Source organism: Mariniflexile jejuense (genome assembly GCF_042675665.1).
GTDB classification, from domain to species: Bacteria; Bacteroidota; Bacteroidia; order Flavobacteriales; family Flavobacteriaceae; genus Mariniflexile; species Mariniflexile jejuense.
The window spans coordinates 1,096,972-1,110,439 of the sequence record NZ_JBHTJI010000001.1 but is presented as its reverse complement, the minus strand read 5'-3'; the positions used below and the strand labels follow the sequence as shown (position 1 = coordinate 1,110,439).

At 31.2% G+C, this 13,468-nt stretch carries 15 protein-coding genes; 4 read left to right on the top strand and 11 right to left on the bottom strand.

Annotated elements, in window-relative coordinates:
• Window positions 1–140 precede the first annotated feature (140 nt).
• The 4 genes from ACFQ1R_RS04755 to ric all read left to right on the top strand — a co-directional run bounded on the left by ACFQ1R_RS04755 (window position 141) and on the right by ric (window position 2,750).
• Window positions 141–1,115, top strand: a complete 975-nt coding sequence (locus tag ACFQ1R_RS04755) for a polyprenyl synthetase family protein (RefSeq protein WP_379924961.1) — start codon at window positions 141–143, stop codon at window positions 1,113–1,115.
• Complete coding sequence (locus tag ACFQ1R_RS04750) at window positions 1,115–1,465, top strand: hypothetical protein (protein WP_379924960.1); 351 nt, start codon at window positions 1,115–1,117, stop codon at window positions 1,463–1,465. Before ACFQ1R_RS04755 ends, ACFQ1R_RS04750 begins: the two co-directional genes overlap by 1 nt.
• A gap of 68 nt (window positions 1,466–1,533) precedes the next feature.
• Entirely contained in the window at window positions 1,534–1,968 is a 435-nt protein-coding gene (locus ACFQ1R_RS04745) for an RrF2 family transcriptional regulator (protein WP_379924959.1), read from the top strand.
• Between the two features lie 50 nt (window positions 1,969–2,018).
• Window positions 2,019–2,750 (top strand): iron-sulfur cluster repair di-iron protein, encoded by a 732-nt coding sequence (gene ric / locus ACFQ1R_RS04740; protein ID WP_379924958.1) that lies wholly within the window; start codon window positions 2,019–2,021, stop codon window positions 2,748–2,750.
• 97 nt (window positions 2,751–2,847) lie between these two features.
• Here the strand turns inward: ric and ACFQ1R_RS04735 are convergent, their stop codons facing one another.
• The 11 genes from ACFQ1R_RS04735 to ACFQ1R_RS04685 form a co-directional block, all read right to left on the bottom strand.
• Window positions 2,848–3,360: a hemerythrin domain-containing protein gene (locus ACFQ1R_RS04735; RefSeq protein WP_379924957.1), complete on the bottom strand. Its 513-nt coding sequence runs from the start codon at window positions 3,358–3,360 to the stop codon at window positions 2,848–2,850.
• Window positions 3,361–3,561: 201 nt separating this feature from the next.
• Window positions 3,562–5,562 carry a TonB-dependent receptor gene (locus ACFQ1R_RS04730; protein WP_379924956.1) on the bottom strand — a complete coding sequence of 667 codons (2,001 nt, stop codon included), beginning with the start codon at window positions 5,560–5,562 and terminating at the stop codon, window positions 3,562–3,564.
• 69 nt (window positions 5,563–5,631) lie between these two features.
• Entirely contained in the window at window positions 5,632–6,474 is an 843-nt protein-coding gene (locus tag ACFQ1R_RS04725; protein ID WP_379924955.1) for a hypothetical protein, read from the bottom strand.
• A gap of 85 nt (window positions 6,475–6,559) precedes the next feature.
• The gene (locus ACFQ1R_RS04720; RefSeq protein WP_379924954.1) at window positions 6,560–6,955 is read right to left on the bottom strand and encodes a hypothetical protein; all 396 of its coding nucleotides are present in this window, start codon (window positions 6,953–6,955) and stop codon (window positions 6,560–6,562) included.
• 60 nt (window positions 6,956–7,015) lie between these two features.
• Entirely contained in the window at window positions 7,016–7,798 is a 783-nt protein-coding gene (locus tag ACFQ1R_RS04715) for an ABC transporter permease (protein WP_379924953.1), read from the bottom strand.
• Complete coding sequence (locus ACFQ1R_RS04710) at window positions 7,791–8,498, bottom strand: ABC transporter ATP-binding protein (protein WP_379924952.1); 708 nt, start codon at window positions 8,496–8,498, stop codon at window positions 7,791–7,793. Before ACFQ1R_RS04710 ends, ACFQ1R_RS04715 begins: the two co-directional genes overlap by 8 nt.
• On the bottom strand, window positions 8,492–9,727 hold the full coding sequence (locus ACFQ1R_RS04705) for a nitrous oxide reductase family maturation protein NosD (protein WP_379924951.1): 1,236 nt from the start codon (window positions 9,725–9,727) through the stop codon (window positions 8,492–8,494). Before ACFQ1R_RS04705 ends, ACFQ1R_RS04710 begins: the two co-directional genes overlap by 7 nt.
• A 4-nt stretch (window positions 9,728–9,731) precedes the next feature.
• Window positions 9,732–10,169: a nitrous oxide reductase accessory protein NosL gene (locus ACFQ1R_RS04700; protein ID WP_379924950.1), complete on the bottom strand. Its 438-nt coding sequence runs from the start codon at window positions 10,167–10,169 to the stop codon at window positions 9,732–9,734.
• Window positions 10,170–10,218: 49 nt separating this feature from the next.
• The gene (locus ACFQ1R_RS04695; RefSeq protein WP_379924949.1) at window positions 10,219–10,806 is read right to left on the bottom strand and encodes a hypothetical protein; all 588 of its coding nucleotides are present in this window, start codon (window positions 10,804–10,806) and stop codon (window positions 10,219–10,221) included.
• 106 nt (window positions 10,807–10,912) lie between these two features.
• Window positions 10,913–12,874 (bottom strand): Sec-dependent nitrous-oxide reductase, encoded by a 1,962-nt coding sequence (nosZ, locus tag ACFQ1R_RS04690; protein WP_379924948.1) that lies wholly within the window; start codon window positions 12,872–12,874, stop codon window positions 10,913–10,915.
• Window positions 12,875–12,900: 26 nt separating this feature from the next.
• Window positions 12,901–13,464: a fasciclin domain-containing protein gene (locus tag ACFQ1R_RS04685; protein ID WP_379924947.1), complete on the bottom strand. Its 564-nt coding sequence runs from the start codon at window positions 13,462–13,464 to the stop codon at window positions 12,901–12,903.
• Between the last annotated feature and the right edge of the window lie 4 nt (window positions 13,465–13,468).

Here is a 13,468-nt window from a genome sequence, read left to right as displayed (position 1 = left end):
CGGCCGGCTTCATGTTATATAAGACGTATGAAACCAGATTTTACTTTAAATTTTTATAAAAATAATTTAAACCCTTATATTTTTTAAACTTGTTAGTATGTAAATTGTTTTTGTTAGGGCAATTACATTATTTTTGTTTTATGCAACACGTACAATTTTACCAAGACGAATTTACTTCGTTTTTAAATGGGTTTACAATACATCGTGAACCAATTTCATTATACAATCCTATAAATTATATTTTGCAATTAGGCGGAAAACGTTTACGACCTGTTTTAACATTAATGGCTGCAGAAATTTTTGAGGAAAACTATACAACAGCTTTAAATGCAGCATTAAGTATTGAGGTTTTTCATAATTTTTCGTTAGTACATGATGATATTATGGATGGTGCGCCATTACGCCGAGGAAAAGAAACTGTACACGAAAAGTGGAACATTAATACAGGTATTTTATCGGGTGATGCCATGCTAATTATGGCTTATCAATTATTTGAAAGCTATGAGCCAAAAACCTTTCAAGCACTTGCAAAACTGTTTAGTAAAACCGCTTTAGAGGTTTGTGAAGGCCAACAATATGATGTGGATTTTGAAACCAGAAATGATGTTTCAGTTTCAGAGTATTTAAAAATGATTGAATATAAAACAGCTGTTTTGGTTGGTGCTGCTATGAAAATGGGAGCAATTGTAGCAAATGCATCAGAAGAAGACCAAAATAACATTTATGAATTTGGTAAAAATTTGGGTATTGCGTTTCAATTACAAGACGATTATTTAGATGCTTTTGGCGACCCAAAAACATTTGGAAAACAAGTTGGCGGTGATATTATTGAAAATAAAAAAACCTATTTATACATAAAAGCACTAGAGTTTTCAGAAGATAAAAATAAACTTAAACTTTTAGATTTGTTTAGTAAAACCTTAGATAATAACGACGAAAAAATTGAAACTGTAAAAACTATTTTTATTGAAAGTGGTTCTGCCGAAGCTACTAAAACAGCTATTGAAGCTTATACTAAAAAAGCGTTTGGTGTTTTGGAAAGCATGTCTATTTCTGAAGAAAAAAGAATGCTGTTAAAAGCGTTTGGTAACAACCTTATGAATAGAACCGTATAATGCAGTTACCAAACACTTTTGAAGATTTAATTGAGAATGCCAACCAGTTAAGCTTATACCAAAAATTAGTACTTCAATTAAATAAGGATTTTTTGTTGGCTAATATCAATCTCGACTTTCATGAAGATGTGTTACCATCAAGTTTAAAACTATTGCTTCATGAAACGATTTATAAACTCATTCAAGAAAAATTTACCGATTATTTAAACCTGCTTTATATTATAGACGTTTCAGAAAAAGAAGTAAAAATGTTAAATGGTGAAGACATCCTTAAACTCTCTGAAGATGTTTCCTTTTTAATTTTAAAACGCGAATGGCAAAAAGTATGGTTTAGAAATAAATACAAATAAATTAATTAAGATAAATTTATCTTAATTTAAAAAGATTTAATATTTTTGTATCATAATTAAAAATTAATATGTTTTCAAAAGCTTGCGAGTATGGTATTAAAGCATGTGTTTTCATTGCAATAAACTCGTATGAAGATAAACGTGTAAGTCCAAAAGAAATAGCTGAAGAAATTAATTCACCTCAGGCTTTTACTGCAAAAATATTACAAGCATTGGTGCGACACAATGTTATTAGCTCAATTAAAGGTGCTTATGGCGGATTTGAAGTTAATAAACACGAAATTAAACATATTAAACTGTCGCAAATTGTAAACGCTATTGATGGTGATAGTATTTATAAAGGTTGTGGTTTGGGTTTAGAAACTTGCGATGAAAACCATCCATGTCCTGTACACGACAAGTTTAAAAGTGTACGAGACGAATTAAAGCACATGCTTGAAACTACAAGCTTAGAAGAATTAGCACTTAATATAAAATCTGGTGCTTCATTTTTGAAGGTATAAAAAAAATTTGAACATAAATAGGATAAAATTATCCGAAATAAAACAAACACATGGAAACAATACAAAAAGCATCACAAAAGCAAATAGGTCAATTTGTTGCAAACGATTTTAGAACTGCAGCAGTATTTGCAAAATATAAAATAGATTTTTGTTGTAATGGAAACAGAACTGTTGAAGAAGCTTGTGAAAACAAAGGAATTGATAGTGATATACTATTGGAAGAATTGCAAACTGTTTTAAACTCGAAAGCAAACCAATCTATCGATTATAAATCATGGCCATTAGATTTATTGGCAGAATATATAGAGAAAAAACACCACCGTTATGTAGAAGAAAAAATACCAGTTTTACGTCAGTTTTTAGATAAGCTTTGTAAAGTTCATGGTGAAAGGCATCGTGAGTTGTTAGAAATAAATGCCTTGTTTATTGCATCATCAAAAGATTTAGCTTCACACATGAAGAAAGAAGAATTAATTCTATTTCCGTTTGTAAAAAATATGGTAAAAGCTAAGTTAGAATCTGGAGCTGTACAATCGCCACAATTTGGAACGGTAGAAAACCCTATTGCAATGATGATGGAAGAACATGATAATGAAGGTGAACGCTTTAGAAAAATAGCAGCATTAAGCAATAATTATACGCCACCAGCTGATGCTTGCAATACCTATAAAGTAACTTTTGCGATGTTGCAAGAATTTGAACAAGATTTGCATTTACACATCCATTTAGAAAATAATATTTTATTTCCTGAAGCTATTAGATTAGAACAGCAATTTAATTAATAGTAAATTTTAAATTACTAGCAGTTAGTTAATAATTCCAGAAGGTCGTTTTGATCTTTTGGAATTTATTATAGAGTTTATACTAACTATTAAGTTTTTAATAGTTTGTTGCTAAAAAAGGTTTTGGTTTTTTTTGTAGCATCCAGCCAATTTCTGCATCTTTCATGTAAAAATTTTTCCAATCTACTTCTGCAATTAATTCCATAGAATTAGGAAATAGTCGGGTATCTTCAAGGGTTAGCAATTTTTCAATATCATGTGTTAAGGCAGGAATAGTATCTTGAATTTCAGCAATATTTCTTTCGCTATTATAAGCGTTTAATAAGTTTATTTGCTCGCGTAAATTGTTGTGAAATGCCCATAAACCATCAATTGGTCCTTCCCAACCATGCTTTTCTAAGTAAGGGAATAATTGGTTTTCTATACGTGCAAAGCGTTTTTCAATGTTTTTTAATTGATTAAAGATTTTAAAATATTTTTGAAAATCTTCAGCAGGATTTGATTTGTTTAATTCTGATAATAAATCTTGTATTAAGGCACTTTCCTCATAGTATACTTTTATAGGATGTCCTTCAGGTAGTTTTTCGGCAACAAGTGAAAATGAGTTCATTTATTATAAATTTAGGTTTAAAAAATTATTTTGTATTCTATTTTGAATAGAATCATGCTTTAATATTTGTGCTTAAACAAAAATAGGCGTTGTGATTTTTAAAGTACATGACTTTTATCATAAACGAAAAAACCCATTACTAAACTTTTATAATGTGTTTGGTAATGGGTTTTATAATTTGGAGAAAAAAAGGTTTTGTATTTATGGCATACTAAAGGATAGGTTTATGTAGAAATTACGCCCTTGTCTGGGTATATTATTCCAATCTGCATAGGTAGAATAGTTTGTGTCTAAAATATTTTCTACACCGTATTTTAGTATTGTTTTGTAGCTTTTTATGTAAAATAAATTACCAAGGTTTAAGTTTAAAATAGCATATTGAGGTGTTTTATCTTCACCATAAAAACTACCATAGTTACTTTGGTTGCCATTACCTTCAAGTTGAATTGCTGCGTTAAAATTAGTGGTTTTGTAATTCAATTCAGCTAGATACGATATTGGTTTTATAAAAGGCAAGGCTTCATTATTGCTGCCTTTTCCGTAGTTGTAACCTAAGCTTCCGTTAAAAGAGAAGGGTTTTGAAAGTTGATATGAAGCGTTTAAATACACATCAAAAATGGTTGCCTGTTTTAAAGCATTGTAAACTTTTACACCATTAGAACCAATGGTCATTGGGCTTAAAGATGTATCAATTTCACCAATAATATAATTTGAAATGTAAAAATAGGATGATTCAATACCTACTTGAAAATCATTTTTATGATAATTAACTTTAAAATTAGCTTCAATAGCTTTTTCGGTATTTAAAGTTGGGTTTCCTATATAATCGAAATTATCAAAACTATTGTACAAGAAAAACCCATAACCTTCACTTACAGTTGGTGCGCGTTCACCATAGCCTACACCAAAAGTAGTTTCAAATACGTTCTTTTTAAATTGATAATCTGCTGAAAAACTGGTTAAAAATCTGCTTTTTGAATCGTTAATTTCTGGATAAAAAATTTGTAAGCTTTCCAAACCAACTTCTTTAGCAATTTTGTTTTTATGGTAACCCATTCTTAACGAAGCTGATAGTATTTCAAAAGCATTTAAAAAAAACGCGTCTTTTATATAAACGCCAGAATAAAGTGTTCTAATATCTGGCCATGTGTACATAAACATTGCGGGTTCGTTTGGGTTGTTAGGGTACATGGTCATTTCTGCCAAAGATTTGTTGTAAAAGCCATTAAAATTAAACAATATGTTATGTTTATTTTGTTTAATGGTAGCCTTACTATAAAACCCATACGTATCGCTCCAACCAGGCATATCCATACGAATTGGCACATCAGGACGTTTGGAATCGTCCATAATATGGGTAATGGTATTAAAGTAAATTTTAGTTTCTAAGGCTTTAATAAAAGTTGCATCATTAGTATAATTATGAGATAATGAGCTAATTAATGCTTCGGCAAGCAACACGTCCATAGTAAGTGCAGGGTAACCAATATTGCTGGCTTTATCATAAATAACGTTGGCGTTTAAAGACTGGTTAGTATTTAGTTTGTAGCCACTTTGTAGCGAGATATTATATTTTTCAAATTGAGAATACAATACTTCGTTATTACCGCCAGCCTTATAATTATCAGATTTTCTATAAATACCATCGGCGTTTAAGTAGAAATTATTGGCAGCATATTCCATATCCAAACCAGTAGTTTTGTAATTGCCATTGGTTTCATAACCCAAATCGATAGCTGTTTTTAAACCGCTATTATTGAATGTTGATGTTGGTAATTGTAAATCGATGCCACCGCCAACGCAATGTCCGTTTTCTGAGCCAGATTGACCAGAACCAACATTTACTTTTTCTAAATTCGAGACATCTACATACGATGTTATTGGATCCATTTTATCGGTGCAAGCACCAAAAATTTGCATGCCATCAATAGTGATAGATAACCTGTCGCTATTCATATTATTCATAGACGCTTCCCACGCATAATTACCACGCTTTATCATGGTAATTTTATTGGTTTTTTCTAAATAATTATCAATGCTAGATAAGGTTTTTTCTTGCCTATAATTACTTAAACTACGCCTACTAACAAGTGTTATTTCGTCTAGCTTTGTGGTGTCTTTTTTTGTTATATTACTTTCTTCTTGAGCCAATAATAATGTTGAAAAAAGCAAGGTAACACATAGTATAATAAGCTTTTTCATTTTAAAAATTTTAGAACAAACACATTAAAAATTACTGAATTAATGTGTTTGTTATGAATAAAAAAGAACCTAAAATTCAAGTTCTAAATACAACGAACTTTGTATGTTTTCGGCAGTTACAGCTTCACCTTTTAAAACTTCATTTTGAGCATTAAGTAACTTTAAATTAAGTACCCAATAGCCCGTCATGGTTAATGATAAATCGCCATGATACATTGTGTCTTCACTATTATATGTTAAATTGGTATTGTTTGGCGAACTGTGATTTCCCATACTAGGCATTCTTGGGTCTAATGTTATAGTGTAGTTTTCAACCACAGGAAAAGACATCATGGTTTCCATTTTAAATAAGCCAACTTTTAGTTTGTTTATGGCTATTTTTGGTGCTTTTGGGTCAATTAAAGCTATAATATAGCGTTTACTATCACTGCCGGTAAAAGTGGTAACATTTTGGTTTTCTGCTTGCATTACAGTAATGGTGTCTGTTACAGAATATGCAACATCATTAATGGTATAGTTTACAGTTAGCGACCAACCAGTGCCATCTAAATTTGCCATTTGGTAAATAATAAAACCATCATAAACCGTTGTTTTTCCTTTAGCTTTTATGATAGTAGATTTTGGGCAAGAATGTTGCATTGTAGGCATTTGCATTACCGGATTCCATGTAATAGAAGCGTTTTCAATATAGGTGTTTGAAACCTTGTCTTTCAGACGAATGCTTATGGCATTGTAACCAGTTAAAAATTTGCCATTTGCATTGAAAAGTTCGATTGTATGTGTGTTGTTTGATAGTTCTTGAACCATTGTAAGTCCTTCAACTTCATTTATTTCTGTTTCGTTGTCTTCGGTTGTACATGATAAAACAGCAAAAGACATGCATAGTACGAATACTAAATTTTTTAGTTTCATGTTGATTTTTTAATATTAAACAATAGGAGATAGTGTTCCTAAAAATTAATAATAGGAACGCTTTCAAAATTTAACGATTTGAAAATCAGCAAGAAATAGGAGGTGGCGTATCAATATCGAAATAGGCAGTTACGATATTTGTAGAATACACATTTATATTAGAATGAGATTTTTTACTAAAAAAGGAATTACTTTCAGGGTTTTTAATATTAAAAAAACAAAAGGCATCTAATGAAAAGCGTCTGGTTTCTTTAACAGGAATGGTACTTTTTGAGTCTGGTTCACTATCTTTTAATTCTTTCATTAATTGACATTTACCATTACAACCTTGTTGGTTTTCTTTTTGAATACACAAGGTTTTTGCAATAAACTCTTGATTAACAATAAAATCGCCAATAATAGCAAGCGTATTTATATTATGTGCAAATAATATAAAAACTAATACAAATGCTGTTATTTTATTAGCTATTGCTGAAATCATGCGGCGAAATTAAGTATAAATTTTCGTTTTTGTTATGATAAATATCAAAATTCATAATGATTAAAAATCTTTCTTTTTTGATTTTAATAGGATGCTTAATACAGGAAAAACCACCCATAATAATAAGGCTATAAAGGATATGATAAGTCCTAATACTGTTCCAAAAAATTGTTTAAAAACAGCACCAGTATAACCCAATAATGCCGAAATATCTAACTTTAAAAGAATGAGTGTTCTTGATAAATCTATAGGATTTAGTATGGTGCCAATTAATGAGACTTTATCCAACGGATAATCTTCGAACAAGATTAGCGACATTAAAAAGATGCCGTCGTAAATAATACCTAAAAATAGCCACATTAAAATAGCATAGCCAAAGCCTTTAATTTTATTTTCGTTTGAAAGTGCAATATTAAAAGCCAAAGCTGTGAATATTAGGGTTAAAAAAATGCCAGTAATAAGTAGCAGAGAAAAATCCCAAATGGCAGCACTTTTAAATAATCCGTAAAACACAAAAGGTAAACCTAAACCTAAAATTAAACTCATAGATAAGGATAAAGCTACGCCCAAATATTGACCTAAAAATATTGATGAGCGTTTAAGTGGTTGTGCCAATAATAATTCGGTAAATTCTTTAGAATTGTAATAGTACATCACACCAAAAATAGTTCCTATTAAAGGCACAAGAATGATGATGATGTTCATTAAGGTAATAACAGCTTTTGATAAATCGTTATTTAAAAATAACAACACAACACCCAGTAATAAATAGAATGCAAAATACACGTAACTCCAGCGGCTTCGCATTAAATCGTAAAAACTATATTTTAATATTTTAAGCATGATTTTCGGTTAAAATTGATGCAATGGCATGTTCAAAATCGGGTTGATTTGTTTTTGTTTTTAATTCTGAAATACTGCCTTTAAAGTAAATTTTTCCTTCTAGTAGAAAAACAATTTCATCTGAAACTTCTTCAACAAAACTCATAATATGTGAGGTTATTAAAATAGTTTTTCCTTTGGCTTTTTCGGTTTGAATTAAATCTTTCAATCGAATAAGTGAAATAGGATCTAAACCAGAAGTTGGTTCGTCAAGAATAATTAACGGACTATTAAACATGAAGGTTAGTACCAAATTCACTTTTTGTTTCGTTCCGCCAGAAAGTGTTCCTAATTTTTTATCTAAAAATGGTTGGAGTTTAAATAATTCAATTAAGTGTTCATCTTCATTGGTTTTTCCACGTAAATCCTTAATCATTTTAATTAATTCTTTCACCTTTAAATTATTTGGAAAATTGGCTATTTGTGGTAAATAATCTATTTGACACCTATAATTTGAATTGTTTTTTATGTTTTGATTGTTGATGGAAATAGTACCTTTATTTGGAACAACCATACCTAAAATAGATTTGATTAACGTTGTTTTTCCAGAACCATTTGGACCTAAAACAGCAAAAATTCCACCTTCTTTTATAGCTAAATCAACACCACTTAATACTTGGTTTTTGCCAAAAGCTTTATGTAAATTTTGAATACTTACCATGTTATTTTTTTTATTGAAGGTTGGTGGTCTAATAAATTATTTGGTGTGAAAACAGGTGATACTTTTTCTGAAAAATCAATAATGTCTATAAACAAGCTTCGCATTAAAATGATAGTTTCTGGCGTTTTGTTAACGATGTAAGAAAACAGTTTTACGGGCCTATATGGTACATCGCCAATACCATTTTTGTCCAAATCATAACCTGTGTAGTTGCTCCAATAATTTTTGTTGAAAATATTATCGTTCACGTTACTGTTATACGATACATCAAAAGAATTATACAAGAAATTATTCTCTAAAAAACTATTGGTATAGCATGCACCTCGTACTTTAATAGCCCAACCATTATTAATGAAATTGTTGTTTTTGTAAGTTACTCGGTTTGAGCCTTCAATATTAATACCTACAGTGTTTTCTTTAAATGTGTTTCCTGTAATTTCAGCATCATTTATTTCTTTTAAAAGCATGCCGTATGAAGCTGTTCCCCAATTTTCTTTAAAAGTGTTATTCAACATTTTTATGTTTTTTGAAAACATAACAGCTACACCTGCGCCATTGTTTTCAAAGGTGTTATCACGATACACATCTCTGTGCGAAAACATAAAGTGTAAACCATACCGTAAGTTTTCGGCACTTACATTGTTTTTAATAATACAATCATCAGAAAATTCAAGATAAATACCATCGCGCACATGTTCAACATAATTGTGTTCAATATTAATATGGTTGCTGTACCATAGTTGAATGCCATTGCCAGAGTTGTATTCTTGAACAGCATCACCTATTATTTTGTTATGATATACGTTCCCATAACTTGATTTTTCAATATAAATGCCAAAGAATAATTTTTCTAAAACTAAGTTTTTAATAGTGAAATGTTTGCTTCTTTTTACTCTAATCGCAGCATAATCTTGTGTGTAGCTGGTGCCAACATTTACTATAAAAAGTCCATCAACCGATACGTTATTTGCAATAACTGTTATTATTTCTCCTTTTAATTCACCATCAATTACTGGGTAGTTTTTCCCGATAATTGTTAAGGGTTTATTTATTAGGATATCATGTTCTTTGTATGTGCCTTTTTTTACTATAATGGTATCAAAATCTTTAGCAATAGCTATGGCTTTTTTTAAAGTTGAGGTTGTGCAGTTTTTGCACACTTCAATTTTTTGAGCATAACTACTACAGGCCATTAAAATGACTAATATAAAAACCCTTATTTTGTTCATGGTACTAGTTTTTTAAATGTGCTAGTAGTGTTTCCCAAGAATATAAATTTCCACCCTTTTTGGTTTGAATTTTTACAGCATCTTCTTTAGTTTTAAAAGCTGATAAAAAAGCACCCATTGGACTTGGGATATTTTCAGAAATTAGAAATGTTGCTTTTGTAGCATCAATAAACACAGTTGGTTCTATATAGTTATTTGATAGGTAAAGTTTAATATCATTGGTGTTAAATTCATCTAAAAAATGAACCATACATTCTGTTGCGTCAAATTTATACGCTTTGCCTTTTTTAGTAACAATTTCTGCAGCGTGTACCTTATCTACAATGGTCATTTTGCAATAATGGCAACCATCTATTCCGTAGTTTATTGGTTGTGGTGATGTATTGCAACCAGATAATAATGGCAGCAATATGATAATAGAAACGTATTTTAGTGTTTGCATGTCTTTAGTGTTTTTTTAGTGGATTTGTTTTGTAACTTTTACATAAAATCTATTTTTTAGTTTGTTTTTTTCCAACAATGAATGCAACAAAAGAAGTTACAATGCCTAAGAATAAAAATAGCGCACCCAAACGTGGATAGGAATGAGCTTTAAAGTTTAAAATATCTTTTGAACCCAACATAGGTGGTTGAAAACCCATTTGTGTACCATCTGGATTTGTGAATTTTAAAATGGCTTTAGGATCTAAATTATGCCCATAATCATGTTCCCATAAATAAAAATCGTACATACCTGCTGCACTTACAACAACCATTAAAATAAACCAAGCTAAAAACCATTTGTAATTACCAAAAAAACCTATAAGTAAGCCAATAGACGACGTAATAAGAATACCAATGGGAAAAATTTTGAATTCTGGAATCGCATCTGGAATGTATTTCATGCCAACATAATGGTTCATTAAATTGATGTTTTTAATATCGAAGGGATTAGCATCAGAAAAATCATTAATGTGAATATACATGCCCAGTGGCGTTGGGTATTGTGGTGCTTCTAATGTTATTTTCCAAAGAGGAAAAAAGAAAAGTCCTAGTGGCAATAAAGCCGCAATTAGCATAATTATTTTTGACTTTTTCATGAGAAAATGATTTAGTTATAGCGTTTTAAAAACAAAGGCGAGAGCGAAATGCAACCCTCGCCTTAATAGGGAAATAAACACTAAAACAAAATTTCCCTTTTTTTAATTATTCAATATCTTCACCAAGCGACCATTTTAAAGGTGTAGAAGCATTTGAGGCCGATACACGTACATAACCTTGCATTTCTTGATGTAATGCTGAGCAGAAATCGGTACAATAAAATGGCCAAACACCAACTTGTTTTGGTTCCCAAAGGAAGGTTTCTGTTTGTCCTGGCATTATTAGTAGTTCAGAGGTATTAGCTCCAATCATACTAATTCCGTGAGGTACATCATAATCTTGCTCTAAATTTGTTACGTGGAAATATACTTTATCACCAACTTTTATGCCTTCAATATTATCTGGTGAAAAATGACTTCGTATCATGGTCATGTTTACATGAACAATATTTCCATTTCTAACAACTTTAGTTTCAGCTTCACTTTTTGCAGCATAAGGGTGTTTGTTGTCTTTTAAATTGAAAATCTTTTTTGAACGCGGTTTTATTAAATCAGCAGGACAACCAGCGGCGTAATGTGGTTCGCCAATGGTAGGAAAATCTAATAATAGTTCCATTTTATCTCCAGAAATATCATATAATTGTGCGGATTGTGTTACCTCTGGACCAGTTGGTAAATAACGGTCTTTGGTGATTTTGTTCATGGCTACCACATATTTTCCAAAAGGTTTTGCTGAATTTCCTCCAGGAATCATTAAATGACCTACAGAGTAGTAACAAGGTTGTCTGTCAAGTACTTCCCAAGTGCCTAATTTCCATTTTACAACTTCCGATGAAATAAAGAACGTTGTGTAAGCATTTCCTTTTCCATCAAATTCTGTATGTAATGGACCTAAACCAGGTTGCACTACAGAACCAGCTAAAACATCTTCAAAGTTTAAAATTGGAATACCATATGCATCACCAGCAAATTTTTTGTTTTCAATAGCTTTTAGCATTTTAGTGAAAGAATGTACGGTTAGGTTAGCTGATAATTTACCATTACCAACAATGTATTCGCCAGTTGGGTCTACATCGCAACCATGAGGTGATTTTGGAGTAGGTAATAAATAAACAGCACCAGGAACATCTAATGGATTTACTATGCGAACTTCTTTTTTCATGGTTGAAGTTGCAGTATGTGTTGTTTCATCATACACATTATGCGCGTAATTTGCTGGCATCATGGTGCCACCACCGTTGTTTACGTATTCCTCTATTTTTTTCCAGTTAACAGCTGCAATAAAGTCTTTGTCGTTTTGTGACGCATTTACTTCTAAAAGCGTACTAGCTTCTTCAGTATTATATGTTGTGAAAAAAAACCAGCCATGTGATTTTCCGCGTCCAGGATGCGATAAATCATAATCAAAACCAGGCATAATTATTTGGAATTTGATATCCATATTGCCATGCTCTTTGTCTACCGATATAAAAGATAATGAGCCTTTAAAATTGCCTTTATAATCTTTTATAGGCATGTCTTTTTGAGGAATAGGTACTGAAAATCGAGTTCCAGCTACCACATACTCGGTATTTTCTGTTACAAATGAAGAGCTGTGGTTTCCGGCACTATTAGGAATTTCAATAATTTCGGTAGTTTCAAATGTAGATAAATCTATTTTCGCAATACGTGGTGTGTTATTTCCGTTAATAAACACCCATCTGCCATCTATAACACCTGCGGTTTGCGAAATATCAGGGTGATGTGCATCATCCCAAGGCACAAAACCATGTGATGTATTTAGCATAGGTTTGGTTTCTTCGTTGTAGCCGTATGCTTTTTCTGGATCTTGAGAAAATACTGGTATTACTTTAAATAATCTGCCTGATGGTAGTCCGTAAACAGAAAGCTGTCCGCTAAAACCACCAGAGATAAAGGCGTAAAATTCATCGTGTTGTCCAGGTGCAACGTAAACTTTTTCAGCAACATTGCCAGCTAAAGCTCCAGATTTTTTTTCTGAGTTATTACAACTTGTAAAGGCTGTAAAAACACTTAAAAGTGCCAATGTTAATTTTAATAATTTTTTCATTTTTTTATAATTTAGTTAGTCGTGTATTATTCTGTTGGTGGTAATAAAACTTTGTCAATTACATGCACAATACCATTGCCCGCAGGAATGCTAGCTATAATTTTGGCACCTCCAATTAAAGGTTCACCATCTACAACTTCTATAGTTACATAACCGTTGTTAGCCTGTCCTAATTTTTTAAATTTCTTTAAAAATTCTTTTGAATAATTACCAGGTGTAACATGGTATTTTAAAATGTTAGCTAAGGCATCTTTGTTTTCAGGTTTTAATAAATTTTCAACGGTTCCAGCTGGTAAGGCTGCAAACGCTTCATTAGTTGGCGCAAAAACCATTAAAGGTCCTGCATTTACTAAAGCATTTTCTAATTGGGCGGCTTGTACTGCGGCTACTAAAGTTGTATGGTCTTTAGAGTTTATGGCAATGCTTAAAACAGTTGGTTTGCTTTCATCATCACTTATAAATGCTTGACCTGTTTTTTCATTAGCTTTAGTGGTGGTTTCTAAAGTGCTTGTAGCTTCTTTTGTTTCGTTTTTACAAGACGTGGATGCTATAAATAATAAAGCGGTAAATATTAAATTTATAGATTTCATAGTT

Excerpts from the sequence above, each read along its gene's own strand:
- ACFQ1R_RS04755 (WP_379924961.1), top strand. The coding sequence starts at position 141 with ATGCAACACGTACAATTTTACCAAGACGAATTTACTTCGTTTTTAAAT.
- ACFQ1R_RS04750 (WP_379924960.1), top strand. The coding sequence starts at position 1,115 with ATGCAGTTACCAAACACTTTTGAAGATTTAATTGAGAATGCCAACCAG.
- ACFQ1R_RS04745 (WP_379924959.1), top strand. The coding sequence starts at position 1,534 with ATGTTTTCAAAAGCTTGCGAGTATGGTATTAAAGCATGTGTTTTCATT.
- ric (WP_379924958.1), top strand. The coding sequence starts at position 2,019 with ATGGAAACAATACAAAAAGCATCACAAAAGCAAATAGGTCAATTTGTT.
- ACFQ1R_RS04735 (WP_379924957.1), bottom strand. The coding sequence starts at position 3,360 with ATGAACTCATTTTCACTTGTTGCCGAAAAACTACCTGAAGGACATCCT.
- ACFQ1R_RS04730 (WP_379924956.1), bottom strand. The coding sequence starts at position 5,562 with ATGAAAAAGCTTATTATACTATGTGTTACCTTGCTTTTTTCAACATTA.
- ACFQ1R_RS04725 (WP_379924955.1), bottom strand. The coding sequence starts at position 6,474 with ATGAAACTAAAAAATTTAGTATTCGTACTATGCATGTCTTTTGCTGTT.
- ACFQ1R_RS04720 (WP_379924954.1), bottom strand. The coding sequence starts at position 6,955 with ATGATTTCAGCAATAGCTAATAAAATAACAGCATTTGTATTAGTTTTT.
- ACFQ1R_RS04715 (WP_379924953.1), bottom strand. The coding sequence starts at position 7,798 with ATGCTTAAAATATTAAAATATAGTTTTTACGATTTAATGCGAAGCCGC.
- ACFQ1R_RS04710 (WP_379924952.1), bottom strand. The coding sequence starts at position 8,498 with ATGGTAAGTATTCAAAATTTACATAAAGCTTTTGGCAAAAACCAAGTA.
- ACFQ1R_RS04705 (WP_379924951.1), bottom strand. The coding sequence starts at position 9,727 with ATGAACAAAATAAGGGTTTTTATATTAGTCATTTTAATGGCCTGTAGT.
- ACFQ1R_RS04700 (WP_379924950.1), bottom strand. The coding sequence starts at position 10,169 with ATGCAAACACTAAAATACGTTTCTATTATCATATTGCTGCCATTATTA.
- ACFQ1R_RS04695 (WP_379924949.1), bottom strand. The coding sequence starts at position 10,806 with ATGAAAAAGTCAAAAATAATTATGCTAATTGCGGCTTTATTGCCACTA.
- nosZ (WP_379924948.1), bottom strand. The coding sequence starts at position 12,874 with ATGAAAAAATTATTAAAATTAACATTGGCACTTTTAAGTGTTTTTACA.
- ACFQ1R_RS04685 (WP_379924947.1), bottom strand. The coding sequence starts at position 13,464 with ATGAAATCTATAAATTTAATATTTACCGCTTTATTATTTATAGCATCC.